The 24,899-nt window shown below is 72.1% G+C and carries 23 protein-coding genes and 2 pseudogenes; 11 read left to right on the top strand and 14 right to left on the bottom strand.

What is annotated here, in order from left to right:
* Positions 1-67 precede the first annotated feature (67 nt).
* Both BLV39_RS17545 and BLV39_RS17540 read left to right on the top strand, forming a co-directional pair.
* Positions 68-1,009, top strand: a complete 942-nt coding sequence (locus BLV39_RS17545; RefSeq protein ID WP_090793312.1) for a hypothetical protein — start codon at positions 68-70, stop codon at positions 1,007-1,009.
* 128 nt (positions 1,010-1,137) lie between these two features.
* Positions 1,138-4,053 carry a M36 family metallopeptidase gene (locus BLV39_RS17540; RefSeq protein WP_239083580.1) on the top strand — a complete coding sequence of 972 codons (2,916 nt, stop codon included), beginning with the start codon at positions 1,138-1,140 and terminating at the stop codon, positions 4,051-4,053.
* Positions 4,054-4,099: 46 nt separating this feature from the next.
* On the opposite strand, the gene BLV39_RS17535 is transcribed toward BLV39_RS17540, so the two are convergent.
* A complete protein-coding gene (locus BLV39_RS17535; RefSeq protein ID WP_239083581.1) occupies positions 4,100-5,311 on the bottom strand; it encodes a LamG domain-containing protein in 1,212 nt (403 codons plus the stop codon).
* A gap of 16 nt (positions 5,312-5,327) precedes the next feature.
* Between BLV39_RS17535 and BLV39_RS44205 the strand changes: the two genes are divergently transcribed.
* Both BLV39_RS44205 and BLV39_RS17530 read left to right on the top strand, forming a co-directional pair.
* On the top strand, positions 5,328-5,639 hold the full coding sequence (locus tag BLV39_RS44205) for a hypothetical protein (RefSeq protein WP_239083582.1): 312 nt from the start codon (positions 5,328-5,330) through the stop codon (positions 5,637-5,639).
* 112 nt (positions 5,640-5,751) lie between these two features.
* Positions 5,752-7,242, top strand: a pseudogene (locus BLV39_RS17530) (glycine hydroxymethyltransferase); the annotation flags it as partial.
* 59 nt (positions 7,243-7,301) lie between these two features.
* Here BLV39_RS17530 and BLV39_RS17525 read toward each other — a convergent pair.
* The 3 genes from BLV39_RS17525 to BLV39_RS17515 all read right to left on the bottom strand — a co-directional run bounded on the left by BLV39_RS17525 (position 7,302) and on the right by BLV39_RS17515 (position 9,819).
* Positions 7,302-8,288, bottom strand: a complete 987-nt coding sequence (locus BLV39_RS17525; RefSeq protein WP_090793301.1) for a beta-ketoacyl-ACP synthase 3 — start codon at positions 8,286-8,288, stop codon at positions 7,302-7,304.
* Between the two features lie 87 nt (positions 8,289-8,375).
* Entirely contained in the window at positions 8,376-9,386 is a 1,011-nt protein-coding gene (locus tag BLV39_RS17520; protein WP_090793298.1) for an FUSC family protein, read from the bottom strand.
* Positions 9,379-9,819: a hypothetical protein gene (locus BLV39_RS17515; RefSeq protein ID WP_176984957.1), complete on the bottom strand. Its 441-nt coding sequence runs from the start codon at positions 9,817-9,819 to the stop codon at positions 9,379-9,381. Before BLV39_RS17515 ends, BLV39_RS17520 begins: the two co-directional genes overlap by 8 nt.
* Positions 9,820-9,979: 160 nt before the next feature.
* Here BLV39_RS17515 and BLV39_RS17510 point away from each other — a divergent pair, with 160 nt between their 5' ends.
* Complete coding sequence (locus BLV39_RS17510) at positions 9,980-11,503, top strand: glycosyltransferase family 2 protein (protein ID WP_090793295.1); 1,524 nt, start codon at positions 9,980-9,982, stop codon at positions 11,501-11,503.
* Here BLV39_RS17510 and BLV39_RS17505 read toward each other — a convergent pair.
* Positions 11,475-12,512: a glycosyltransferase family 2 protein gene (locus BLV39_RS17505; RefSeq protein ID WP_239083583.1), complete on the bottom strand. Its 1,038-nt coding sequence runs from the start codon at positions 12,510-12,512 to the stop codon at positions 11,475-11,477. The genes BLV39_RS17510 and BLV39_RS17505 overlap by 29 nt on opposite strands.
* Positions 12,513-12,527: 15 nt before the next feature.
* On the opposite strand from BLV39_RS17505, the gene BLV39_RS17500 reads away from it, so the two are divergent.
* From BLV39_RS17500 to BLV39_RS17490, 3 genes and pseudogenes are all read left to right on the top strand, one after another.
* Positions 12,528-13,208, top strand: a complete 681-nt coding sequence (locus tag BLV39_RS17500) for a DUF6962 family protein (protein WP_090793292.1) — start codon at positions 12,528-12,530, stop codon at positions 13,206-13,208.
* Positions 13,208-13,573 carry a YciI family protein gene (locus BLV39_RS17495; RefSeq protein WP_090793290.1) on the top strand — a complete coding sequence of 122 codons (366 nt, stop codon included), beginning with the start codon at positions 13,208-13,210 and terminating at the stop codon, positions 13,571-13,573. The genes BLV39_RS17500 and BLV39_RS17495 overlap by 1 nt, the downstream gene beginning before the upstream one ends.
* A 10-nt stretch (positions 13,574-13,583) precedes the next feature.
* A pseudogene (locus BLV39_RS17490) lies at positions 13,584-14,794 on the top strand (RNA polymerase sigma factor).
* On the opposite strand, the gene BLV39_RS17485 reads toward BLV39_RS17490, so the two are convergent.
* The 4 genes from BLV39_RS17485 to BLV39_RS17475 all read right to left on the bottom strand — a co-directional run bounded on the left by BLV39_RS17485 (position 14,783) and on the right by BLV39_RS17475 (position 18,266).
* A complete protein-coding gene (locus BLV39_RS17485; RefSeq protein WP_090793286.1) occupies positions 14,783-15,406 on the bottom strand; it encodes a hypothetical protein in 624 nt (207 codons plus the stop codon). The pseudogene BLV39_RS17490 and the gene BLV39_RS17485 overlap by 12 nt on opposite strands.
* On the bottom strand, positions 15,403-15,534 hold the full coding sequence (locus BLV39_RS44810; RefSeq protein ID WP_275414253.1) for a hypothetical protein: 132 nt from the start codon (positions 15,532-15,534) through the stop codon (positions 15,403-15,405). The genes BLV39_RS17485 and BLV39_RS44810 overlap by 4 nt, the downstream gene beginning before the upstream one ends.
* Before the next feature lie 97 nt (positions 15,535-15,631).
* Entirely contained in the window at positions 15,632-16,900 is a 1,269-nt protein-coding gene (locus tag BLV39_RS17480) for a cytochrome d ubiquinol oxidase subunit II (protein WP_090793283.1), read from the bottom strand.
* A gap of 4 nt (positions 16,901-16,904) precedes the next feature.
* Positions 16,905-18,266 (bottom strand): cytochrome ubiquinol oxidase subunit I, encoded by a 1,362-nt coding sequence (locus tag BLV39_RS17475; protein WP_090793280.1) that lies wholly within the window; start codon positions 18,264-18,266, stop codon positions 16,905-16,907.
* 95 nt (positions 18,267-18,361) lie between these two features.
* Between BLV39_RS17475 and BLV39_RS17470 the strand changes: the two genes are divergently transcribed.
* The 3 genes from BLV39_RS17470 to BLV39_RS17460 are packed head-to-tail and all read left to right on the top strand — an operon-like array spanning position 18,362 to position 20,921.
* Positions 18,362-19,051 carry a response regulator transcription factor gene (locus BLV39_RS17470; protein WP_090793276.1) on the top strand — a complete coding sequence of 230 codons (690 nt, stop codon included), beginning with the start codon at positions 18,362-18,364 and terminating at the stop codon, positions 19,049-19,051.
* A complete protein-coding gene (locus BLV39_RS17465) occupies positions 19,048-20,457 on the top strand; it encodes a sensor histidine kinase (protein WP_239083584.1) in 1,410 nt (469 codons plus the stop codon). Before BLV39_RS17470 ends, BLV39_RS17465 begins: the two co-directional genes overlap by 4 nt.
* Positions 20,454-20,921: a hypothetical protein gene (locus tag BLV39_RS17460; RefSeq protein ID WP_090793273.1), complete on the top strand. Its 468-nt coding sequence runs from the start codon at positions 20,454-20,456 to the stop codon at positions 20,919-20,921. The genes BLV39_RS17465 and BLV39_RS17460 overlap by 4 nt, the downstream gene beginning before the upstream one ends.
* On the opposite strand, the gene BLV39_RS17455 is transcribed toward BLV39_RS17460, so the two are convergent.
* From BLV39_RS17455 to BLV39_RS17435, 5 genes are all read right to left on the bottom strand, one after another.
* The gene (locus tag BLV39_RS17455; protein WP_090793270.1) at positions 20,872-21,882 is read right to left on the bottom strand and encodes a D-alanine--D-alanine ligase family protein; all 1,011 of its coding nucleotides are present in this window, start codon (positions 21,880-21,882) and stop codon (positions 20,872-20,874) included. The two genes, BLV39_RS17460 and BLV39_RS17455, sit on opposite strands and share 50 nt — an antisense overlap.
* Positions 21,879-23,048 carry an alanine racemase gene (gene alr, locus BLV39_RS17450; protein WP_239083585.1) on the bottom strand — a complete coding sequence of 390 codons (1,170 nt, stop codon included), beginning with the start codon at positions 23,046-23,048 and terminating at the stop codon, positions 21,879-21,881. Before alr ends, BLV39_RS17455 begins: the two co-directional genes overlap by 4 nt.
* A 138-nt stretch (positions 23,049-23,186) precedes the next feature.
* Entirely contained in the window at positions 23,187-23,579 is a 393-nt protein-coding gene (locus BLV39_RS17445) for a thiol-disulfide oxidoreductase DCC family protein (protein ID WP_090793265.1), read from the bottom strand.
* Positions 23,580-23,583: 4 nt separating this feature from the next.
* Complete coding sequence (locus BLV39_RS17440; RefSeq protein ID WP_176984956.1) at positions 23,584-24,459, bottom strand: MFS transporter permease; 876 nt, start codon at positions 24,457-24,459, stop codon at positions 23,584-23,586.
* Complete coding sequence (locus tag BLV39_RS17435) at positions 24,456-24,896, bottom strand: hypothetical protein (protein WP_090793262.1); 441 nt, start codon at positions 24,894-24,896, stop codon at positions 24,456-24,458. The genes BLV39_RS17440 and BLV39_RS17435 overlap by 4 nt, the downstream gene beginning before the upstream one ends.
* Positions 24,897-24,899 lie beyond the last annotated feature (3 nt).

Genomic DNA, 24,899 nt, shown 5'->3' with positions numbered 1-24,899 from the left:
ACGACGTTGATCTTCCTTCGGCAAGACCCTTCCGATCGAAGATCACCACCCTTTACGATCGGCGGCCATGTGGCCGTTCACCCGAACACCTGCCCCGCCGCTCGACCCGGCCGAGGGCGACCCGACCACGCGGGCCCTGCACGACGCGCTGACCAGCAACGACTGGGCAGCCGCCGAGGCCGTGCTGCACGGCGTGCCGGACGCCGACGACCGGGCGCACCACCTGAGCCGGATCAGCGAGCTTCCGGACCTGTGGCCGGCCCTGGGCTCGTGGGTGGCCGACGCGGCCGGCGACCCGTTGCCGCTGACCGTGCGCGGCGCGTACGCGATCGGCTGGGCCTGGCAGGCGCGCACCGCGGCCCGGGCCAAGTACGTCACCAAGGAGCAGTTCCAGGAGTTCTTCCGCCGGCTGCGGCTGGCCGAGGACGACCTGGACCAGGCGATCGCGCTCGACGCCGGCGAGGTCACCGCGCGCGCCTTCCTGGTCCTCTCCGCTCGCGGCCGCCAGGTCGAGCCGGACGAGGCCGCCGAGCGGTTCGCGGCCGTGGTCGACCGCCACCCGCACCACTGCTTCGCGCACCAGCACCGGCTCCAGTACCTGTGCCGGAAGTGGTTCGGCAGCGACGACGAGATGTTCGGCTTCGCCCGCGCCTCCTTCGCGGCCGCTCCGGACGGCAGCCTGCTCGGCGCACTCGTACCGGACGCGCACGTCGAACGTTCCATGGACGACCGCGGCGACTACTGGACCACGTCGGAGGTGCGCGACGAACTGCACGCCGCGGCCGCCCGCTCGGTCTTCCACGCCGACTACCGGCCGCGGGCGGGCTCGGTCTGGGCGATGAACCTGTTCGCGTACGCGTTCTCGATGACCGGTGATCGCCAGGCGGCGGCTGCCTGTTTCGCCGCACTCGGCGACCGCGTCACCGAGTACCCGTGGACCTACGACACCGTCCTGGCGAGTCCCGGAAAGGCGTACGCCCGGCATCGCGCGAAAGCCGTCGCGGTCTAATCGACTCACATCCATACAGGGGATGTGCCGAAGTCAGTGACACACGTAAATTCCTCTCCGACGGCAACGCGGCCGTCCGGAGAGGAGGGGCCGTGCAAAGACGACTTCTTGGCTCGCGAGGATCCACCGTGCTGCTGACCGCAGCGGTGCTGGTCCTCGCGTCCGGTGCGGCAGGCGGTGCCGCGCGTCAGGCACCGCAGCAACGTGGACCGGTTGACGGCGGCGTGGTGGTGCAGGGTGACCACGTCGGCACCCGCGACAAGGACAACCGCCGCGGCGCGATCGCGCCGACCAGCGCTCAGCGCGACCGGGCCAGCCGCGCACAGGCGCGGGCGACCTTCAACAACCTCGGCACCACCGCGGTGCTCTCCCCCACCGACAAGGCGCTGGCCACGGGGCTGTCCGCCGACCCGGTGCGAGCGGTCCGCGAATACGTAGCCGCGAACCGCGACCTGCTGGGCCTGTCCGAGTCCGGCGCCGCCGCGCTCGAGCCGCTGACCGTGCGGCCGATGGGCGAGGGCGCCGTGGTCGTCATGCGGCAACGGTTCGGCGACCTGCCGGCCGGCCACGACGGCATCCTGAGCGTCGGCGTCCGGGCGGGCTCCGTCTGGCACGTCAGTTCCTCCCTGGCCCGCGACGGTGCGGCGCCGGCGCCGGCGACGCTGTCCGCCGCCGACGCGGAACGGATCGCGCTGGCCGACGCCGCGGCATCCGGTGCCCGGGTCATGCGCACCGACCTGGTTGCCGTGCCCACCGCCGACCGGGGCGCCCGCGCGGCGTACCAGGTGGTGGTCGTGGCCAACGGCGCCGAGCCGGTCGGCTATTCCACCTATGTGGATGCTCGGGACGGCGGGGTGCTGGTCCGCGAGGACCTCGTCGACCACCACGACTCGGCCGACGACAACCCGCGGTGGCAGGTATTCCCGCACGCGCCGCGGGTCGACTACAGCTCCGCCGACACCCGCGTCGACTGGTGCTGGGCCCGCGCCAAGGGCTGCGACGAGACGGTCGGCACCTCGGCCTCGCCGCTGCCCTGGGACGTCGACCCGGCCACCGGCCTGTCCACCAACACCACCCGCGGCAACAACGCGATCGCGGTGCACAACTGGAACAGCGCCGACCCGTTCACCGTCGGCACGGAGACCGCGACGCCGCGGGCCGACCGCGACTACAACTACCCCTGGACCAACCAGTGGTACGAGCGGGGTTGCGACCCGGCCGTGTTCACCTCGCCGGAGCGCAACGACATCGACGCCGCCCGGGCCAACCTGTTCGGGATGCACAACCGGATGCACGACTGGACCTACCACCTTGGCTTCACCGAGGAAACCTGGAACATGCAGGGCGACAACTTCGGCAAGGGCGGGCTGGGCAACGACGTCGAGCAGGGCAACGCCCAGGCCGGTGGCATCGCCGGCGGGTTCCCCGGCTTCGCCGCCCGCGACAACGCCAACCAGATCACGCCGCCGGAAGGCACCGCCCCGATCACCAACATGTACCTGTGGCAGGCGATCCCGGGCACCTTCTACGCACCGTGCGTCGACGGCGACTACGACATGTCCGTGATCGCGCACGAATACGGCCACGCCGTCACGGGCCGCATGATCGCCGGCCCGAACGCGGGCGTGAGCAGCCCGCAGGGCATGAGCGAGAGCTGGTCCGACCAACTCGCGATGGAATACGCGTACGAATACGGCTACGCGCCCGCGGGCCTCCGTGGCTACACGATCGGCCAGTACGTCACCTCGGACCCGATCGCCGGCATCCGCAACTACAACATGAGCCAGAGCCCGCTCAACTACAGCTCGGTCGACTACGACTTCGTCGGCCTGCAGGTACACGCCTCGGGCGAGGTGTGGACGGCGACCAACTTCGACATCCGGGCCGCGATGATGAAGCGGTACGGGTCCGGCAACGCGACGATCCAGAAGGCGTGCGCCAACGGCACGCGGGCCGTCACGGCGTGCCCCGGCAACCGGCGCTGGATCCAGCTCGTCTTCGACTCGTACCTGTTGATGGCCGTCAGCGGGGTCAGCATGGTCGACTCCCGCGATGCCATGCTGGCCGCCGACCGGATCCGCTTCGGCGGGGCCAACCAGGACCTGCTCTGGAACGCCTTCGCCAAGCGCGGCCTGGGCGAAAGTGCCACCAGCACCGGTCCGGCCGACGTCAACCCGGTGCCCAGCTTCGAGTCGCCACTGGCGAACGAGGCCCGGGTGCTCTTCAAGCCGATCGCCCTCGGCGGCGGCACCGGCGCGCTGGAGAACGCCAAGCTGTTCGTGGGCCGCTACCAGGCCCGCGCGGTGCCGGTGGCCGACACCGACGCCGCGACACCGCTGGGCAGCGAGGTCCGCCTGGTGCCGGGCAGCTACGAGTTCGTCGTGCAGGCGCCCGGCCGGGGTCTGGCCCGGGTCGGCCCGATCACCGTCAAGGCCGGGCAGACCGTGCCACTGCCGGTGATCATGCTTCCGAACGTCGCATCGGCCGCGGCCGGCGCCACCGCCACCGGCGACGGCGTCAACCAGGCCAGGCTGGTCGACGAGGACGAGGCCACCAACTGGGCGTCGCTGAACAGCCCGGTCGCCGGCAAGCAGGTCACGGTCGACCTGGCCGGCGGCCCGCAGTTGGTCAGCCGGGTGCAGGTCAGCGCCATGCTCCGACCGGCGATCGCCGGCGATCCGGACGCGGGAGGCCAGAACAGGTTCAGCGCGCTGCGCCAGTTCAAGGTCTCGGCCTGCACGGCTCGCGGCACGGTGACCTGTGCGGACGCGGCCGACTTCCGGTCCGTCTACATCAGCCCGAAGGACGCGTTCCCGTCGGTCGCACCCCGGCCGAGGGCCCCGGAGCTGATCTTCGAGAGCTTCCGGATCCCGCTCACCCTGGCCACTCACCTGCGCTTCGAGGTGGTCACCAACCAGTGCACCGGCGCGCCCGACTACGCCGGTGAGCAGGACCAGGACCCGCAGTTCACCACCGACTGCGCGGCCGGCAGCATCCAGGACGACTTCGTCCGCGCCGCCGAGTTCCAGGCCTTCCTGGGCTGAGCCTGAACCGAAGGGGGCCCTTGTCGACAAGGGCCCCCTTCGCTCGTTAAAGGCCGTTCACCCACGCATCGGTGTACACGCCCTGGTAGACCTTGATCTCGGCGACCGCGCCGTGCAGCCAGCCGGCCGGCCCGGCGGGCGTCGTGCCGCGGCCGACCAGGAACGGCCCGTTGGCCTGCCATGGCTTGTAGCGCGCGTGCAGCGGCTGCGCGTCGGCGAGTCCGCCGTCGACGTAGAGCCTCACCTGACGCTTCCCCTGGTCAAGCACGGCGACCAGGTGATGCCACCCGGTCGGGTCGGTGGCCGGCGCCGAGGCGACGGACCGGTCGGTGTCGATGGTCTTGGCCCGGCGCACCGCGAACTGCCACTGCCCCGGCGTGTAGCCGATCGTGAAGCCGCTGTAGCCGCCCACCGCGGAATCCTGGGCCAGCACCGTCTGCGGCACGGAGACGTCGTCCAGCCGCACCCAGGTCGAGATCGTGAACGACTCGTCGGTACGCAGCACCGGGCTGTCCACCCAGTTCGGCTCACCGGCCGGGTTCGTGTTGAGCTGCGACCGCCCGTATTCCTGGGTGGTCATGCCGTAATGCGGGTCCTCCGGGTCCTCGATCCAGTGTGTGGTGTCCAGGACAAGCGCGCCGCCGACGTTGGGGCCGTCGGTCTGTGAGGTGCCGGTGGTCAGCTGCAACCGGCGATTCCACTGCCCGGTCATCTCGGTGACGCCGCAGTCGACGACCTCTGGGTCGTAGCAGTAGCCCTCGGCGAAGCCGAACCAGGCGACCTGCACCGGCTCAACGATGCCCGGCTCGCCGAAGCCGCCGGTCAGATCCTCCTGGAGCAGCGGCCGGTCGTACAGTCGGAGGTCGGCCAGCTGCCCGTCGAACCAGTCACCATCCACATCGGACTGCCGGTCACGGCCGACCACGATCCGGCCGGCGTCCCAGCCGGCGCCGCGCGCGGCTACCCAGTCCGCCGGTGCGGTCGCGTCGGCGGTCAGCGTCCCGTCGACGTACAGCACCAGTTTCGAGGTGGCCGGGTCGAAGCTGCCCGCGACGTGCGTCCACTGCCCGACGGCGACGGGCGTGGTCGCCGCGACCGAAGCGCCCGACGCCGCCGCGACGTCCCGGTCGGCCACCTCGAAGCTCCAGAGCCGGGTGGCACAGTCGAAGACGAGCCGGAAGGCGCTGGTGTGCTGGCCGTCGGCGGACACCGCGGTCCGCTCACCGACGCAGGCGTCGGCCTGGACCCAGGCAGTCACCCCGTACGCTCCAGCGGTGTCGAGCGCGTCGCCGCCCGCGGTCAACACGGTGGTCGTCCCGTTGAAACTCGCCGTCCGCGCGCCGAGCAATCGGGCGTCAGAGAGCCATTTCAATCCGGTGGTGGTCAACGATCCGGCCCGGCCTTGCCGATCGGCGAGCGCCGTGTCGACCGAAATCGGCGGCGATGTCTCCAGGCCCCACATGGCCACGGACGGTCGCGGCCGCTCCTCGGCGGACGCCGGCCCGGCGCCGGCGATCCCGGCCACGGTCAACACGGATATGAAGAATGACAGGCGCGCGGAACTCCGCATGAAGGTTCCCCCGTAACGCGAAAGTGGTTGGCGAAGATCAACTTAAGGCGGCGGGTAACGGCGATCAAGTGCCCGTGTTTCGGACACCCGCTGACCGCCGCACCTGGCGGTTGGTTGAGAATGAGGCCATGGAGACGATCGTCGGCAGGTATCTCGGTGCGGTTGGCCACGGGCGGCTCGATCCGTCCGCCATCGGGTTCTACGCGATGCTCGACGCGGTGCGGGCGGTCGACCCCGGCATCGCCGCGTCGACCGTGCAGGAGCTGCTCGACCAGCGGTCGCACCTCAAGCTCATCGCGAGCGAGAACTTCAGCTCGCTGGCCGTGCAGGCCGCCCAGGGCTCGCTGCTGACCGACAAGTACGCGGAGGGCTACCCGGGCCACCGGTTCTACGCCGGCTGCGACAACGTGGACAGCATCGAGGCGACCGCGGCGAAGCTGGCCACCGACCTGTTCGGCGCCGCGCACGCGTACGTGCAGCCGCACTCGGGTGCCGACGCCAACCTGGTCGCGTTCCTGGCCATCCTGGCCACCCGGGTCGAGGCCGACGTGCTCACCCGGTTCGGCACCGCCGACGCGCCGGCCCGGCTGCCGCAGATCACGGCCGAGCAGTTCGCCGAGCTTCGCACGGAGCTCAACAACCAGCGGCTGCTCGCGATGGACTACTACTCCGGCGGGCACCTGACGCACGGCTACCGGTTCAACATCTCCAGCCGGATGTTCGAGGCGCACTCGTACTCCGTCGACCCGGAGACCAAGCTGCTCGACCTGGCCGAGGTGCGGCGCAAGGCGCGCGAGGTGCGCCCGCTGATCCTGCTGGCCGGCTATTCCGCGTACTCCCGGAAAATCAACTTCGCGGAGCTGCGCTCGATCGCCGACGAGGTCGGCGCGACGCTGATGGTCGACATGGCGCACTTCGCCGGTCTGGTCGCCGGCAAGGTGTTCACGGGCGACTTCGACCCGGTCGCGCACGCGCACGTGGTCACCACGACCACGCACAAGACCCTGCGCGGCCCGCGCGGCGGCATGGTGCTCTCGACGGGTGAATACGCGGAGGCCATGGACAAGGGCTGCCCGGCGATCCTCGGCGGCCCGCTGTCACACGTGATGGCCGCGAAGGCGGTCGCGCTGCGCGAGGCGTCCCGGCCGGAGTTCGCGGACTACGCGCAGCGGATCGTCGTCAACTCCCAGGCCCTGGCCGAGGGCCTGCTGCGCCGCGGCGTCCCGGTGCTCACCGGCGGCACGGACAACCACCTGCTGCTGGTCGACGTCGAGGAGGGCTTCGGCCTCACCGGCCGGCAGGCCGAGCAGGCGCTGCGCGACTGCGGCATGACGCTCAACCGCAACAGCCTGCCCGGTGACCCGAACGGCGCCTGGTACACCAGCGGGCTGCGGCTGGGCACGCCGGCGCTGACCACGCTCGGCATGGGCGCCGCCGAGATGGACGAGATCGCCGACATCGTCGCCCGGGTGTTGGGCGCCACCACGCCGGCGTCCGGCGAGGGTGGCAAGCCGGCCAGCAAGGCCAAGTTCAGCACCACGCCCGACGCGGTCGGCGAGGCCGGCAAGCGCGTGCACGCGTTGCTCGCCCAGCACGTGCTCTACCCGGAGCTCGACCTCGACCACGTGCACCCGGCGGACTTCGGCCTGACGGCCTTCGAGCACCGCGGCGCAGCGGCCTAAGGCAGATCCACCACCAAGGCCGAGTAGGACAGCCCCGCGCCGAAGCCCACCAACAGGGCCGGGCCGCGCGGGGCGTCGGCGGAGGCGAGCAACGCGTCCAGCGCCAACGGGATCGAGGCGGCCGAGGTGTTGCCGGCCGTCTCGATGTCACGGGCGACCACACACGACTCCGTCAGGTCCAGCCCGGCGACCATCCGGTCGGTGATCCGGGCGTTGGCCTGGTGCGGCACGAACGCGGCCACCTCCGCCGTCACCAGCCCGGCCATGGACACCGCCGCGCGGGCGGTCGCGGTGACCTCCTGCACCGCCCAGCGGAAGACCTCCGGCCCGGCCATCGCCATTGTCGGCCAGAAGTCGGGCTTCTCGAGCATGCTGGTGTACGGCTCCGGGTGCCCGATCAGGCCGGCCCGGGCGCCGTCGGAGCCCCAGACCACCGGGCCGACGCCGGGCTCGGACGCCGGGCCGACGACCACCGCGCCGGCGCCGTCGGCGAACAGGAACGCCAGCGATCGGTCGGTGGGGTCGATGATGTCGGTCATCTTCTCCGAGCCGATCACCAGCACGTGGCGGGCACTGCCGGCCCAGATCAGCCCGTCGGCGATCGCGATGCCGTGGCAGAAACCGGCGCAGGCCACGCCCAGGTCGAGCGCCGCGGCGGTGGTCGCACCGATCTCGTGCGCCACCTGCGGAGCGGCCGGCGGCGTCTGCTGGACCCGCGACATGGTGGCCAGCAGGACCATGTCGATGTCGGCCGGTTCGAGGCCCGCGCGCTGCACCGCCTGGCGCCCGGCGGCCGCCGCCATGCTGGTCACGGTCTCGGTCTCGGCGCTGAACCGGCGGCTGACGATGCCGGACCGTCGCCGGATCCACTCGTCGGTCGAGTCGATCCGTTCGCAGATCTCGGCGTTGGTCACCACCCGCGCGGGCCGGTAGGCGCCGACGCTGACCACTCGGCTCCCACTGGCCACTGCCGAAACCCGCATCAACCACCTCACCGCAGCAGGCACACGGACCCGGGTCCGCATCTACAGCCATTACAGCCAGCCCCGAACCCGGTCGGGTCGGTTTCCTCAAACACCGGACGGGGCGGCGGCGCGGGCAAGCTCGCCGGCCGCGGAGCGGACGTGCTCGGCGACCGGTGGCGACACGCCCGCCAGACGGTGCTCGGGCGGCGGGCCGGGGCTCTCTTTCGCGGACCCGGCCGGGCGCAACAGCGACTCCACCAGTTCGTCGCTGGCGTGGGCCAGGGCCGAGACCGCGTCGACCAGGTCGTCCGGCACCTTCGCCGGCAACTCGTCCGCTTCGGCCCGCAGGGCGAGATGGGCATGGGTGAGCGCGGATCCGAGGTGTGGCAGCTTGGCCTCGACCCCGGCCAGGATCTGCCTGGTCCGGTGCCGCGCGACCGCTATCGAGACCACCTTCGCGAGCCGCCCGGTCTCTTCGGCCAGGTCCCGCAGCACCGTCTGGGCCGACTCGAGGCGGGCCGCGGCGTCCCGCGTGACCGGCTGGTCGGCGGCACGCAGCCCGGCGTTCGCGCCGTCGAACGCATCGGCCAACGAAGCGCGCAGGACGCCGGTCGCCCGGCGGAGCGCGAGCGGCAGGAACGGCACGACCACCGCCCGGACCCCGAGCGCCACCCCGGCGCCGATCAGGGCGTCCAGCCAGCGTTCGTAGAAGATCCCGGCGTTGGCCGAGGGATACAGCGCGACGATCAGAACCGCGGTCGTCGTCGCCTGGTTCAGGAGCATCTTTCCGCCGCTGACGAGCAGCGCCAGGCCGGCGGCCAGGACCACCACCACCGCGAGCTGGATCGGGCCGCGGCCGATCAGGTGCACCAGCCCGTCGGCGAGGATGAGCCCGACCGTCACGCCGGCGATCAGCTCGACGGTCTGCCGCAACTGCCGGCCGATCGAGCCGCCGACCACCAGCACGGCGGCCGCCGGCGCGAAAAAGGCGTTGGTCTGCCCCAGGACCATCCCGGCGATGAACCAGGCCAGCCCGGCGGCCACACCGAGTTCCAGAACCACCCAGCGGTCGATCCAGGTGGCCCGCAGGCGAGCCCGCAGCCTGCCGTCAGCCACGCACCCGGTAGAACGTCCGGACGAGGTCGTCGGTCAGCAGGGACAGGCCGATGCCGAGCAGCCAGGTGTCCTTGGCCAGCACCGTGCCCGCCTCGGTGGGCCGCAGGCTGCCGTCGAGGCGCATGCCGGGCGTCTTGAGGTACAGACCCAACAGCCCGGCCGCGAACCCGGTCAACGTGAGGCCCGCCAGCCCCTCCGGCACCAGTGGGAACAGCAGCACCGCGCCCACCGTGATCTCCGCCGTCGACAGGAGCTTGGCGAACTTGCGGGGCTCCATCCGGCCCAGGAACGGGTACGCCGTCGTGGCGAAGCCGTGCATGCCGGCCGCCGCGTCCGAGTCGGCACCCCGTTTGGACAGACCGGAGTTGAGCACGAAGGCACCCGTGGCCAACCTCAGCGGCGCCTGGTGGGCGAGATCTCGCAGCAACAACACGCGACTCCTCCTTGTTCGCGGACAGAACACGGACAGGGGGGACCCACGTTGGCGCCTACCCGATGCGGCCGAGCCCAAACGGTCCACCTCGCGTCCACCAGGGCGTAACGCGGGCGGACTATCCTCCCGGCCAGATGTTCGCGGCGCGGAAGGGTTGGTCATGGACGCCATTCCGCGGGTGCTCCGCAACGACTGGTCGACGGTCGCGGTGCCGGAGCTTGCCGGCTGGCAACCGACCCGGTCGGTCAGCGTGATCATCCCGGCCTACCGGGCCCAGGCGACGCTCGACCTCACGCTGGCCTCCCTGAGCCGGCAGACTTACCCGGCGGACCTGCTCGAGGTGGTCGTCGTCGACGACGGTTCGGAGCCGGCGCTGACGCTGCCGCCGATCCGGCCGGCGCGGACCACGCTGGTGCGGGTCGAGAGCGGCTGGGGCCGGGCCAACGCGCTGGCGTGGGGCGTCCGGCACAGCACCGGCGAGATCCTGCACTGGCTGGACGCCGACATGGTGGTCTACCCGGAGCACGTCGCGGCGCAGGCCCGCTGGCAGCACGTCCTGCCGTACGCCGTGACGCTGGGCTACAAGCGGTTCGTCGACCCGGAGACGCACGGCCCGTGGCCGGCCGCCGACGTCGTCGACGACGCCTGGCGCCGGGGCACGCCGGACGGCCTGTTCGGTGGCGCGGCCGGCGAGCCACACAGCTACGTCGAGCGCTACATCACGCAGACCGACCAGCTCCGCACCGCCGACCATCTGGCGTTCCGGATCCACGTCGGCGCCACCGCCGCGCTGCGCCGGGAGCTCTACGAGGCGGCCGGCGGGTTCGACACCGACCTGCGGCTCGGCGAGGACACCGAGTTCGGCTACCGGCTCGCGCAGGCCGGCGCCGTGTTCGTGCCCGAGCCGGCGGCCCGCGCGTGGCACCTCGGCCGGACCCAGGTGATGAAGGCCCGGGCGCAGGTGGCCCGCTACAACCAGGCGTTCTTCGCCGACCGGATCCCCTACCCCCGGCACACCCGGCGGGCCGGCGGCACGATGTGGACCGTGCCCCTGGCCGAGGTGGTCATCCCGGTCGGCGACGAGCTGTTGGAGCGGGTCCGGGCGGTGACCGACTCGGTGCTCCACGGCACCGACCTCGACGTGCGGGTCAACCTGCTCGGCTCCTGGGACAAGGTGGACGACGCCCGGGTGGCGCCGCTCGCCGACCCGCACCTCGACCTGCGGCTGATCGCCGCCACCTACCGTGGTGAGCCGCGGGTCCGGCTGGTCACCGAGCCGGTGGCCGCGTTCCCGGCGCCCTACCTGCTCGAACTGCCGCCGTCCCACCTCCTCGCGGCGGACACCCTGCGCCACCTCGTCGAGCTGGCCGACCACCATCAGGTCGGCCTCGTCCAGGCCGGCGAGGCGCTGCTGTGGCGGACCGCCGCGGTCCGGCGGGCGGAGCAGGTGCGCGCGCCCGGCGAGTCTTTGCGCGACGCCGTGACCGCCGTGCACGGCAGCCGGGCGGAGGAGCCCGCCGCCGTCGGCATCACCGCGAACGGAGAAGAGGCGTCAGGCCGCCGCAAGCGGCCCATGCCGTCCACCCTCGAGGTCGGCGGCGTGCGCTCGCTGGCCCGGGCCACGGTGATGGTCGGCCGGCTCACCGGCCGCCAGCTCAGGGCGCGACTGATCCGCCGGGGCTAGCCGCCGGCCGGCGGCGCAGCACCAGGTCGCGCAGCTTCGCCCGCAGCCCCGGTGGCAGCAGCCAGATCTGCAGGAACGTCACGTAGTCGAGCACACCGGGCCGGCCGTGCCGGCGGGCTTCGCTCAGGACCGCACGGAACACCGTGAAGCTGCCGCTGGCCACGGCCATCGAGCTGATCACGCTCAGCGTGACCGCCGCGTACGCCCGCGGGGTGAACAACGAGCGGTTGGCGCGGGACCAGACGAACATCTTCTCCCACGGCGACACCAGGCTCAGCCTCGGCCGGTTCTCGTCGGTGTGCCAGACGAGCAGCGGCTCGGGTGCGACGAACAGGTCGACACCGTCCTGCGCGAGCGCGCGCAGGGTCCAGTCCAGCTCCTGGAGCCGGGGCAGCCCGACGGTGAACGGCACCTTCCGGAACAGCTCGGTCGGGGCCAGGATCATCGAGGTCTGCACGAAGCCGTCGCCGTGGGTCAGGCCGCGCCGGACCGTGAGGTATTCGCTGCGCGGCTCGCCGTGGTCGGGCAGCCGGCGGGGCATCACGATGTCGGCCCGCGGCGTGCGGTTGATCAACCGGCAGGTGACGATCGGCAGCGGGACGTTCGCGGCCTTGGCCTCGTCGAGTTGGACGGCCAACTTGTCCGGCAGCCACTCGTCGTCGTCGTCGAGCATCGCGGTCCAGGGCGCCTGCGCCGCGCCGACGCCGGCGTTGCGGGCGTTCGGCGCGCCGCCGCGTCGGGGCAGCACGACGGTCCGCAGGCGGGGGTCGTCGATGGCCTGCAGCGTCGCGACGGTCTCGTCGTCGGGGCCGTCGACCACCACGATGACCTCGATGTTGTCGAAGGTCTGCGCCAGCACGCTCCGCACCGCGCGGGTGACCAGGGCCGGCCGCGAACGGGTGGGGATGACGACGCTGACTTCCGGGATGGCCGACATGGAGCGGAAGCTATCGACGCCGGCCAACGGGAAGGTGAAGTCCAGGTGGCGGGGCAGCGGCCAGTAGGGCACGCGTAGCGTGGAGTGATGTTGGCGCAGCCCGCGCAAGCCCTGACCGACCTGTTGCTCGGTCTGGTCGTGTGCGGGCTGGCAATCGCCCTGCTGCGCCGCGCGGTGGCACCGAACCACCGTTACTGGGAGTTCGCCCTCGGCTGTCTGGCTGTGTCCGCGCTGGCCGGTTTCGTCCATCACGGTTTCCTCGTCCGGTGGCCGGCGGTGGCGACGGTGAGCTGGACCGTGATCAGCGTCCTGGTCGTGCTCGGCATCTCCTACCTGCTGGCCGCCACGGTGGAGGAGGTGTTGGGCCCGGGCCACCGACGGGTGTTCTGGGTGCTCCGGGCGGCCGGACTCGGTGCGTACCTCGGCCTGGTCGTCACCACCGGGGCCGGCATCGGCGCCCTGATCCTCTGCGAGTCGATCACCTTCGCCTGCATCATCGGGCTGTGGGCCTGGGCGGCCCGCCGCCGCAACCCGCTGGCGTTGCCAGTCCTGGTCGCGATCGTGGCGAGCGCGGCCGCGGCCGGCACCAAGGCGATCTCCGATAACCTCACCGGCGCCGTCTACCTGGACGGTGACTCCCTCTACCACCTGGCCCAGATCATCGGCATCGTGTTGCTGTACCGCGCGGTGTCGATCCGTCGGACCCCCGTTCGTGTAGGGGTCGACGAGCCGGCAGCCACGCCGGCCCGAGACGGAGGGCAACCCTGATGAGGCACTACCTGTTGACGGTCCAGCAGCCCGGCGACGGCAGCCCACTGCCGCCCGAGCAGCTCGCACCGATCATCAAGGACGTCTCGGTGGTCAACGAGGAGATGCGGGCGGCCGGCGTGTGGGTCTTCGCGGGCGGGCTGCACCCGCCGAGCACCGCGACCGTGCTCCGGCCGGGCGGCGCCGAGGTGGTCATCACCGACGGGCCGTACGTGGAGGGCAAGGAGCACGTCGGCGGGCTCACCGTGCTGGCCGCCGCCGACCTCGACGAGGCGCTCGCGTGGGGCCGCAAGCTCGCCCGCGCCACCCGGCTGCCGATCGAGGTCCGCCCCTTCCAAGGCGAGCCGGACGAGCATCTGGCCTAACGTTCTCGGTGTGACCGCCACGTCCGCTGCCGAGATCGCACAGGTCTTCCGCACTGAGTACGGTCGTGCCGTAGCGGTCCTAGTGCGCGTCCTTGGCGACATCGACGCCGCCGAGGACGCGGTCCAGGACGCCTTCGCCACCGCGGTCCGGCGCTGGCCGGAGACCGGCCTGCCGCCCAGCCCCGCCGGCTGGATCATCACCGCGGCCCGCAACCGCGCCATCGACCACGCCCGCCGGGAGTCGACCCGCGACTCCCGCCAGGCCGAGGCCGCACGGCTGTTCGCGACGCCCGAGCCGGCCGAGCCGGACCCGGTCGGTGACGACACGCTGCGGCTGATCTTCACCTGTTGCCACCCGGCGCTGGCCCTGCCGGCCCGGGTGGCGCTCACGCTGCGGCTGCTGGGCGGGCTGACCACCACCGAGATCGCCCGCGCGTTCCTCGTGCCGGAGCCGACCATGGCGCAGCGCCTGGTCCGGGCCAAGGGCAAGATCCGTGACGCCGGGATCCCCTACCGCGTGCCGGCCGCGGCCGACCTGCCCGAGCGCCTGCGGGCGGTGCTCGCGGTGGTCTACCTCATCTTCAACGAGGGCTACACCGCGACGTCCGGCGAGGATCTCACCCGCGAGCCGCTGACCGCCGAGGCGATCCGGCTCGGCCGGCTCCTGGCGGGCCTGCTGCCGGACGAGCCCGAGGTGGCCGGGCTGCTCGCGCTCATGCTGCTCACCGACGCCCGCCGGGCCGCCCGACCACGGCCGACGGCGACCTGGTGCTGCTCGCCGACCAGGACCGGAGCCGCTGGGACGCGTCGCTGATCCACGAGGGCCGGGCGATCGTCCGGTCCTGCCTGGCGCGGGGCCGGCCGGGTCCGTACCAGATCCAGGCCGCGATCAACGCGGTGCACACCGACGACGGCGACACCGACTGGCGGCAGATCGTGCTGCTGTACGACCAACTGCTGGCGGTCGCGCCGAGCCCGGTCGCGGAACTGCACCGAGCGGTCGCCGTCGCGGAGGTGGACGGTCCCGAGCCGGCGCTGGCCATCGTGGCGGCGCTGGACCTCGACCGGTACCACCTCTACCAGTCGGTCCGCGCCGACCTGCTCCGCCGGTTGGGTCGCACCGCCGAGGCGGCCACCGCGTACGACGAGGCGATCGCCCGCACGGACAACGCGGCCGAACGCCGTTTCCTGGAGCGGCGGCGCGCCGCTCTAGCGGGGTAGCAGGCCGGAGACGTCGACCGGGGGGTAGGCCGAGATCATCGAGGCACGGTCGCCGAACACCCGGACCGACGGATAGCTCTCGCTCAGCCGGTCCTGCCACTTGCGCGGGTGCCCGAGATAGAGCACGAGCTCCACCGTCTTCACCACGCGGCCGTCCGGAAGCGCGGTGCGGCGGCGCTCGTCGAAGATGTAGCGCGACTCACCCAGCGCCCGGACCAGGTTGGCCTGGGTCGGCATGGCGTACTCCAGCGCGACGATCTGGCTGTGCTGCGCACGGAAGCCCCGCGCGCCGACCTCGACCCGGCCCCAGGCCTCGACCACGCCGGTGACGACGCAGCCGGGGTGCAGCACCGAACGGGTCGCCAACTGGTCGTCGTCCGGGCGGTGGCAGGCATAGATGCCGCAGGCACAGTCGGCATGCGGTGCGGCGTGGTCGGTCTCGGGGTGGCGGCAGATCGCGCGCATCGGCGAGTGCCAGATGTGGTTCTGGGTCACCGCCTTGAGCCGCATGTCGAGAGTGACCTCCCACTGGCGGTAGCCGCGAAGCGCACCCGCGACGAGGGTCGCCGGTCGGTCCGCGCTGAACTGGTCCTGGAAAGGCGACCGCGTCACGTGGTTGCTGGCTCCTTGACGGGCGCCGGTTCGACCGGGGCGGGGATGGCGGGTTCGACCGGGGGCGCGAACGGGTCGCTGTGCAGGGGCGCGAACTCGTATTCGTGCGTCTCCTTGCCAATGTCCATGACGGGCAGAATACAAGGCTTTGAGCTGGGAATTCGCTGGCAGGAGCCGGACTTCCGCCCCAGGCACAGACCGCCCAAGTCCGATAAATCCGAAGTGTTAGCGGGGACGGCGCAGGAGCTCCCGCAACGACCGGCCCGCGACCTCCGGCGCCGGGCGGGACGCGAGCTCCACCGGGCCGACCGCCCGGAAGCCCGCGAACATCGCGATGCCGAGGAAGATCAGGCCGAAGATGTGCGCGACGGCCGGCTCCGCGATCGTCAGCAGCACGACCCCGGTGATCAGGAATCCGATGCCGGTCTGTGCCGCGTGCTTGCGCCGCTCCCGAGTGACCGGTCCACCCGGCACCGGCGCCGGACCCTGGGAGGTCGGGTCGAAGCGGCCGGCCAGGGTGAGCCGGAACAGCAGCACGAGGCTCGGGAAGAGCACCACAGCACCGACCGCGAGCGAGACGATCAGCGCGATCATCGTGGTGTCGTTGGCCGCCGCGTCCTCGATGGTGACCGTGGTCGGCAGCAGGTAGGGCCGCTGCGCCACCGCCCAGCCGATGATGACCGCGGCCACCGCCAGCGCCGCGCTCAGCCGGGCCTGCGTGAACCGGCGCAGCACGACCAGGGCCATCGACACGAGCCCGGCCACTCCGCTGACCACCACCGGGACCAGTCCCCAACCGGAGGTCAGCCCGTCGAACAGCCGGGGCGCGTCGGCCCGCACGACGAACAGGCCGCCCACCGCGAGCCCGCCGGCCACCACGCCCGCGAGCAGCGCCCGGCCACGGAACGACTCGACCAGGTCGGGCTCGCGCAGCCGCTCCGCGTCGGCGGCCAGGAACACCGCGGCCAGGAACGCGCCGGTGGCCACCGCCAGCAGGCCGGCCAGGATCGAGGTCGCGCTGGTCCAGCTACCCACCTCCGCGCCGAGCGCGTTGCCCGGCGGCACCCGACCGCTGGCGATCGCACCGATCACGCTGCCGAGCATGTACGGCGTCACGATCGACGCGGCCGCGAAGGACAGGTCGATGTAGCGGCGCTGGCGGGCGTTGGCCGCGTTCTGCAGGGCGTAGGACGTCCCCCGCCCGATGATGCCGAGCGCCGCGAGGAAGATCGGGATCGCCAGCGTGGAGAAGATCGCCCCGAACACCGACGGGTACGCCGTCCAGAGCACCGTGATCACCAGGATCAGCCAGACGTGGTTGGCCTCCCACACCGGCGCGTTCGCGTGGTGCGCGTGGTCCCGGATCCGCCGCCCGTGTTCCCCGCCGCCCGCCGAGAGTTGCCAGACGCCGGCGCCGAAGTCCGCACCGGCCAGCAGCGTGTAGAGGATCAGGCCGATGACGACGACGGCCGCGGGGATGGTCTGGAGGGCCATGCCGTCACTCGACGTGGCTGAGTGGGTGCACGGTGTCGATCCGGTCGTCGGGCGGCTCGGCCATCGGCACCCGCGACAACCGCACCAGGACCCAGCCGACCGCGATCACCAGCCCGAGGTAGACGGCGGCCAGCGCGCCGTAGCCGACGGGGATGCCGGAGGCCCCGGTGACCGCCTGCTCGGTGCGCATGAAGCCGTACACGACCCAGGGTTGCCGGCCGACCTCGGTGGTGATCCAGCCGGCCAGCAGCGCGACGATCGAGAGCGGGCCGCAGAGCACCACCGCCCGGTAGAACCACGGGCTGGCCGGCAGGGTCCCCTTGCGCCAGCGCAGATAGAGGAAGAGCACCGCGACCAGCGCCATGATGGTCCCGGCGCCGACCATGCTCTGGAACGCGTAGCGGACCACGTTGACGGGCGGCTGGTCCTCCAGCGGCACGGTGTCCAGGCCCTGCACGGTGGAGTTGATGTCGTGGAAGGCCAGCAGCGAGAGCAGCTTGGGTATGCCCAGGCCCCAGACCACCTCGCCGTTCTGGTACCAGCCGACGACATGCAGCGCCGCGCCCTTGGTGGTCTGGCCCAGCCCTTCCATCGCGGCCAGCTTGACCGGCTGGTTCTTCGCCACCTCGCGGGCGGCCCAGTCGCCGACCAGCAACTGCACGGGCGAGGCGACGGCGGCGGCGGTCATCGGCACGGCGAAGGCGGTCCGCTCGTACCGGCCCCATCGGCCGCGCAGCGCGTAGACCGCGTAGGCAGCGGCGATCACGAAGCCGGTGACGATGAAGCCCGCGACGTACATGTGGATGAACTCGTGCCAGAAGTAGGAGTTGCCGAACAGCGCCCGGGCGGCGTTGGACGAGGTCACCCGGCCGTTCTCGAAGGTGAAGCCCTCCGGATGGTTCATCCACCCGTTCACCGCGATCACCATGAACGAGCCGACCACGCCCGCGACCGCGATCGGCAGGCCCGACAGGAAGTGCGCGCGGGGCGAGAGCCGATCCCACCCGTACACGTAGATCCCGATGAAGATGGCTTCCAGGAAGAAGGAGAAGCCCTCGATCGCGAAGCCGAGGCCGAACACCTCGCCGAAGGTCGCGGTGAAGTTCGGCCAGAGCAGGCCGAGCTCGAAGCTGAGGATCGTGCCGGTCACCACCCCGGCGGCGAACAGCGCGACCAGCACCTTCGACCAGCGACGCGCCAGCGTCCGGTAGAGCTCGTCGCCCGTGCGCAGGTAACGCCATTCGACGAAGAGCACTAGTGCCGGGAACGCGATGCCGAAGCAGACCAGCGGGATGTGCACCACGAACGAGAGGGCCTGCATCTGACGCGCTTCGAGCAGGTAGTCCTGAGCCAGGATATCCGTCATCGCCACGTCACGCTACGCGTTGGTAACCGTTCCACGTGGCCAAACGCACAACGTGAAGGGCGGTCGGGTTCCCCGCTGATGCGATAGTTGGTGCCATGTCACGGGTGCTGCTGATCGAAGACCATCACACGGTACGAGAGGGTCTGCGCATCGCGCTCACGCGGCAGGGGCACACCGTCGAGGCCTTCGAGACCGGCGAGAAGGCTCTGGCGCACCTGTCGGCCGCGCCCGCCGACGTCGTCGTGCTCGACCTGATGCTGCCGGGCATGGACGGTTTCGAGGTCTGCCGGCGGATCCGGGCCAACCAGGATCTGCCGATCATCATGCTCACCGCCCGCGACGACGACATGGACGTGGTGGCCGGGCTCGAGGCCGGCGCCGACGACTACGTGGTCAAGCCCGTGCAGGCCCGCGTGCTCGAAGCCCGGATCCGCGCGGTGCTCCGGCGCAGCACCACCCGCGCGGCCGATCCGGTCGCGCTCGCCGAGGAACGGCACCGCGAGCTGACCATCGACCGGGCCGCGCTGGTGGTCCGCAAGGACGGCGCGCCGGTCGGCCTCGCACCGACCGAGCTCCGGCTGCTGCTGGAGCTCTCGGCGACGCCCGGCCGCGTCTACAGCCGCCAACAGCTCCTCGAGGCCGTCTGGGAGCAGGGCTACCTCGGCGACTCGCGCCTGGTCGACGCGTGCGTGCAGCGGCTCCGGGCGAAGATCGAGAACGACACCACCGCTCCGGTGTACGTGCAGACGGTCCGCGGCTTCGGATACCGGTTCGGCCCGCTGTGACCCGTTGGGGCCTCGGGCTGCGTGGCCGGCTGCTGCTCGCCTTCGCGATGCTGGGGCTGACCACCACCGCTCTGGTGGCCGGGGTCAGCTACGGCCAGGCCCGCACCGTGGTCCTCCAGAAGGCCCAGGACGCCGCCGTGCTCTCGCTGGTCGACGAGGTGACCCGGCTCGATCCGGTGCGCGAGCTGCCGCCGAGCCCTGAGCAGCTCAACGCGATCGTGGCCGCCCTCGCCGAAGGGCCCGACGCCGCTGCGGTTCTCTACCGGGACGGGTACGCCTCGTCCGGCCTCCATCCGAGCGAGATCCCCCAGCCGCTGCGCGCGGAGGTGCGCGATGGCAGGGTGGTCTGGCAACGGTTCTCCCGGGACGGCACACCGACGCTCGCCATCGGCACGCAGCTTCGGACCAAGCGGCCCGACGGGAGCACCGAGCCGACCGGCATCGAGGTGTACCGGCTGCACCCGCTCGCCGACGAGCAGCACAGCATCGACCAGCTCGCCGCGCTGGCCTGGTCGACGGGCGCCGCGTCGCTGGTGCTGGCGGTGCTGCTCGCGTTGCTGGCCGCCCGCGGCGTGCTGCGACCGGTGAGCGAGCTCGGCCGCGCCGCCCGCCGGCTCGGCGAGGGCGACCTGAAGACCCGGGCGACCGTGCACGGCAGCGACGAGCTGGCCGGAGTGGCACTGATCTTCAACCAGACCGCCGAACGGCTGGAGCGGCAGGTCGGCGAGCTGCGCCGGATGGAGGCGGACGCCCGAAGGTTCGTGGCCGACGTCTCGCACGAGTTGCGTACGCCGCTGGCCGCGATGACCGCAGTGACCGACGTCCTCGACGAGGAGGCGGAGCGGCTGCCCGGCGACGCGGGCAAGGCCGCCCGGTTGGTCAGCCAGGAGACGCAGAACCTGGCCCAGCTCGTCGAGGACCTGATCGAGATCAGCCGGTTCGATGCGGGCACGGCGGCGCTCGCCTGCGACGACATCGACGTCGGCGCGGCGATCCGGGCCACCCTGCGCTCCCGGGGCTGGACCGATCAGGTGACCATCGCGTTGCCGGACCGGGTGCTGGCCTGGCTGGACCCGCGCCGGCTCGACGTGATCGTGGCCAACCTGGTCGGCAACGCGCTGCGGCACGGCGCCGCACCGGTGACGGTCGACCTGCGGGCCGTCGACGGCTGGGTCGAGGTGACCGTCAGCGACTACGGTCCCGGCCTCACGCCCGAGGTGCGGGACCACGTCTTCGACCGGTTCTACAAGGCCGACAGCGCCCGGTCCCGGTCCGAGGGCGCGGGCCTCGGGCTGGCCATCGCGCTGGAGAACGCCCGGCTCCACGGCGGCACCCTGGTCGCCGGCAACCGCTCGCCACACGGCGCGGTCTTCAGCCTGCGCGTCCCGCGAGGAGGCACCGCATGAACCGGCCGACCCGCCTGCTGCTCGCCGCCGGCGCGCTGCTGGCCCTCCTGCTGGCCGGTTGCGGCGTCCGGCCCAGCGACGTGATCAGCGGCGGCCCGGCGCCGGCCGGCACGGTCGAGGGCGTGCGGTTCTACCTGCTCTCGGACGGCGAGCCCACGGTCGTGCTGCGCGGGCTCAAGCCGATGCGGCTCGACGAGATGCTGAGCGTGCTCGCCGCCGGGCCGACCCCGACCGAACAGCAGGCCGGGTTCACCAGTGAGGTCCCGGCCGACATCGCGCCGGCGAAGATCGGCGTGGCCGGCGACGGCGTGCTGGTGTCGCTGGCGACCGAGGTGCGCGGGCTGTCCGTGCTGGCGGTGGTTCAGATCGTCTGCACCGTGCAGGCGGTCGCCGGCGACGCGCCGGTGACGCTGGTCAACGGCGAGCAGAGCCGGGGGCCACTGAAATGCCCCGCTTATCTCTGACCGCGCCCGCGATCAGGATGTCGAGCAACTCCGGATAGTCGATGCCGGCCCGCTGCCAGATCTGCGGGTACTGGGACGCGCTGGTGAAGCCCGGGAACGTGTTGACCTCGTTGACCACCGGCTCACCGCCCGGGCTGCCGTCCCGCGCGTCGTCCGGCAGGAAGAAGTCGACGCGGATCAGGCCGCGGCAGCCGAGCGCGTTGAACGCCCGGATCGCCCGGTCCTGGAGCACCTCGGTGGTCGTCGGGTGCAGGTCCGCCGGAATCTGGAAGCGCGCCCCACCCGCGTACTTGGCGTCGTAGTCGAAGAAGCCCGCACCGCTCACCAGGATCTCCAGCGGCGGGCCGGCGACGACCCGGCCGTCCGGGTACTCCAGCACGGCCACGTCGACCTCGCGACCGATCACCGCGGGCTCGATCACGACCTTCTCGTCGAACATCCACGCCGCGGTGAGCGCCTCGGGCAGTTGCCACCAATCCGCCACCCGGGACACGCCCAGGCTCGAACCGGCCCGGGCCGGCTTGACGAACACTGGCAGGCCCAGCCGCTCCTGGTCGTCGCCCGTCAGGTGTTCGCCGGCGCGCAGCGTGACGCCACCGGCGACGCGCAGGCCGTCGGCCGCGAGCAGCGTCTTGGTGACCGCCTTGTCCATGCCGGCGGCGCTGGCCAGGACCCCGTTGCCGACGTAGGGCACGCCCAGCCACTCGAGCATCGCCTGGACGGTGCCGTCCTCGCCGTACGGGCCGTGCAGGGCGGGAAAGACGACGTCCTGGGCGCCGAGCACGTCGAGGGCCTTCGCGAAGGTGACCGGCACCTGGTCGACGTGCCACTGCCCGTCCCGGCCGATCAACACCTCGGTCACGGCGTACGCGTCGCCCAGGTTGGCGATGATGCTCGCGGCCGACTTGCGGGAGACCTCGTGCTCCCCGCTGCGCCCACCGAACAGCACGGCGATCCTCATGCGGCCACCCCCAGATAGCGGCGGGCGACCCGAGGGCCGATCCCGGTGAGTAGGTCGTTCGGGTTGGTGCCGGCCCAGTGCGCCCACTGCGCCACGGTCGGCTCGTCCGGCCCCGGGCCGAAGATGGTGACCGGATCGCCGAGCCGCACGGGCCGGTCGCCGACGTCGACCACGCACTGGTCCATCGTGATCCGCCCGACGATCGGGCAGCGCGCGCCGCCGACCCACACCGAGGCGCGTCCCTCCGCGCTGCGGGGGATCCCGTCGGCGAAGCCGACCGGCACCAGGGCCAGCGTGGTCGGCTCGGCGGTCACATGGCCTGGTCCGTAGGAGACGCCCGTGCCGGCCGGAACCTGCTTGAGGTTGACCACGGAGGACCGCAGCGTCATGGCCGGACGCAGGCCGGCGCCCGCCCCGGCGACGGGCTCGACACCGTAGAGCGCCAGCCCGATCCGGCAGATGTCGAACCGGGTGGCCGGCGCGGTGAGCGCGGCGGCGGAGTTGGCCAGGTGCAGCAGCACCGGGTCGAGCCGGCCGGCGCGGGCCACCCGGACGGCGGTCCGGAACGCGCTCACCTGGCGGCGGACCAGTGGCGACCCCGGCTGGTCGGCGTCCGCGAGATGCGACCAGATGCCGCGGACCTTGACCGTGCCCGCTAGCTCGTACGCCCGGGCCAGCGCGACCAGGTCGGCCCAGTCCGTGCCGCGGGCGCCGTTGCGCGACAACCCGGTGTCGACCTTGAGCTGCACCATCGCGGTGGTGCGTCGGCGTGCGGCGTGCGCCGCTGCCGTTCGCAGGTGTGACATGGTCGAGATGCCGATGTCGACGCCGGCCGCGAGCAGCGGACCGAAGTCCTCGTCGGGGTGATGCAGCCAGCTCAGGATCGGCGCGCTGATGCCACCCGCCCGCAACTCCAGCGCCTCGGCGGCCGAGGTGACCCCGAGCCAGGTGGCGCCACCGGCGAGCGCGGCCCGGGCGACCGGGACGGCACCGTGACCGAAGCCGTCGGCCTTGACCACGGCCATCAGGTCGTTTCCGGTCACCGACGCGATGGTCCGAACGTTGGCGGCGATGGCATCGAGGTCGATCTCGGCTTCGGCGAGCGCCCGGGTCGCGCCGGCGGCGGGCGGCGCCGCGCCGGGCGAGGTGGTCGGGTGGCTGATCACCGGGAGCACGGTGCCAGCGCGATGTCCGGGGCCCATCCCCGGAATGTCACGAACCCGTAATAACCAAGGTCAACGGCCTGTCACGGACGTCACACCACGCCGGCGCACCGGCCCGGTGCCGCGCTCGCGGTGAGCCGGTCAGGCGGCGGGCCGGCGGGCCGGGGAGTCGGCCGGGATGGCGCAGGCGGCAGTGCCGCCGGGCAACCGGTGGCGGTTGCGGGCCACCCAGCGGTAGGCCGGCCAGGCGAGCGCGATCACCGGCCGCAAGCCGAGGACCCGGCCCGCGAGGCGCCACACCGGGCCGCTGGAGCGCAGCAGATCGGCGATCGCCACCGGGCCGGCCGACGTCGGGCCGGTCGTCGGCACCCACTGCACCGCCTCGACGCACTGTGCGCGGGTCAACCCAAGGGCGTCGAGGTCGGCGAACTGCCACGGGATGACCGTGGCGCCGGTGTGGATCCGGCGTTCGATGAACCGCGCGCACATGGTGCAGAACGCGCAGTCACCGTCGTACACGAACGTCTCGTTCATGCCGTCAACCTCCACCCGCCTCGGCACCCACCGGATCAAGCGTATCCACGGCCGGCCGGGGTCGCGTCCGGCGGCGGAGCCATTCGATCGGGCGCACCCGCTCCAGCGGCAGGAACGAGGTCATCGCGATCAGGTGCGGAGCGAACGAGATCGAGATGGTGGCGAACGACAGCACGTGGAACGAGTAGAAGAAGGCGATCGCGGCGTAGCGGTAGCGGCCCCGCAGCGCGAACACCAACGGGCTGAGCGCCTCGAAGGTGACCATGCCGATCTGGGCCGCGATCATCAGGTACGGGACGCTGGCGATGAGGTCGGCGAACTCGGAGCCGCGCCGGATGAAGGCGCGGGCCAGCACGGAGCCGGTCATCCAGCCGAGCCCACCGAAACGGATCTTCGCCCAGGCCGCGAGGAAGTACGTGGCGACCACCGCGATCTGGATCATTCGCAGTGCCCAGCCGGCCGCCTCGCTCCGCTCCCGGTCGCCGTGCCGGGCCCGCCCGACGGTGGGCAGCACGGCCAGCGCGACGAGGAAGGCGAACCGGTCGTGGTCGACCTTGCCGTAGCTCATCGCGATGATCAGCCACTCGAAGTAGAACCCGAAGACGAGCCAGCCGAACAGGCGCGGGAAGCGGCCGGTCGCGGCGAGCGGCGCGAGCACCAGCAACGCCCAGAACACCACGTTGACGAGCGTCTCGGTCGGCGCCGGCAGGTGCAGCACGCGGCCGATCCACAGTGGTTGGTAGAGGTCGGTCGGTACGTCGCCCCTGGTGCGCACCCAGGAGCTGTAGAGCAGCAGGTCGAAGACGATGAAGAGGTACGTCAACGTGCGCAGGGCGGCGACCCGGCCGCGTGGGACCCGCTCGAACAACCAGGCCCTCATGCCGGCCGCTCCCAGACCGCCCGGACGTCGTCGTGCCATTTGCCGGTCGCGCTGCTGCGCCGGATCTCGTGCAGCCGGACGATCAGCGCGACCTTGTCGAGCGGGGGCGCGCCCGGATTGAGCCCCTGGTAACCGTCCGCGATCCGGGCGAGCCGGCTCGGGTCGTCGACGTAGGAGCCTTCCTGGCCTTCGATCTCGGCCCGGCGTACGCCCGCGTTGCGCTCGTTGAGCACGATCGTGCGGCCGGTGCGGTCGACGCCCTCGACCCGAGTGTCCGGCGCCGGCTCGTTGGGGCCGTTGACGCCCGCGTACATGCTGAACGGGCCGAACGGGAACTTGTCGTCCTGGCCCCAGACGGTGCCGGCCAGCAGCAGTGCGACACCGACGGCCGCGGCGACGAGCCGAGTAGCGCGCCCGGTCGCCGTCAGTTCTGCCATTGT

Origin of the sequence: Asanoa ishikariensis, assembly GCF_900107455.1 — a bacterium.
GTDB lineage: Bacteria > Actinomycetota > Actinomycetes > Mycobacteriales > Micromonosporaceae > Asanoa > Asanoa ishikariensis.
Note: the sequence above shows the minus strand (reverse complement) of the source record. Positions and strands in the feature narration are given on the sequence as shown.

Coding starts and splice junctions, on each gene's coding strand:
- BLV39_RS17435 (WP_090793262.1), bottom strand. CDS start 24,896: ATGGCAGAACTGACGGCGACCGGGCGCGCTACTCGGCTCGTCGCCGCG.
- BLV39_RS44810 (WP_275414253.1), bottom strand. CDS start 15,534: ATGGACATTGGCAAGGAGACGCACGAATACGAGTTCGCGCCCCTGCAC.
- BLV39_RS17495 (WP_090793290.1), top strand. CDS start 13,208: ATGAGGCACTACCTGTTGACGGTCCAGCAGCCCGGCGACGGCAGCCCA.
- BLV39_RS17510 (WP_090793295.1), top strand. CDS start 9,980: ATGGACGCCATTCCGCGGGTGCTCCGCAACGACTGGTCGACGGTCGCG.
- BLV39_RS17480 (WP_090793283.1), bottom strand. CDS start 16,900: ATGGCCCTCCAGACCATCCCCGCGGCCGTCGTCGTCATCGGCCTGATC.
- BLV39_RS17445 (WP_090793265.1), bottom strand. CDS start 23,579: ATGAACGAGACGTTCGTGTACGACGGTGACTGCGCGTTCTGCACCATG.
- BLV39_RS17470 (WP_090793276.1), top strand. CDS start 18,362: ATGTCACGGGTGCTGCTGATCGAAGACCATCACACGGTACGAGAGGGT.
- BLV39_RS17545 (WP_090793312.1), top strand. CDS start 68: ATGTGGCCGTTCACCCGAACACCTGCCCCGCCGCTCGACCCGGCCGAG.
- BLV39_RS17500 (WP_090793292.1), top strand. CDS start 12,528: ATGTTGGCGCAGCCCGCGCAAGCCCTGACCGACCTGTTGCTCGGTCTG.
- BLV39_RS17460 (WP_090793273.1), top strand. CDS start 20,454: ATGAACCGGCCGACCCGCCTGCTGCTCGCCGCCGGCGCGCTGCTGGCC.
- BLV39_RS17440 (WP_176984956.1), bottom strand. CDS start 24,459: ATGAGGGCCTGGTTGTTCGAGCGGGTCCCACGCGGCCGGGTCGCCGCC.
- BLV39_RS17475 (WP_090793280.1), bottom strand. CDS start 18,266: ATGACGGATATCCTGGCTCAGGACTACCTGCTCGAAGCGCGTCAGATG.
- BLV39_RS17455 (WP_090793270.1), bottom strand. CDS start 21,882: ATGAGGATCGCCGTGCTGTTCGGTGGGCGCAGCGGGGAGCACGAGGTC.
- BLV39_RS17525 (WP_090793301.1), bottom strand. CDS start 8,288: ATGCGGGTTTCGGCAGTGGCCAGTGGGAGCCGAGTGGTCAGCGTCGGC.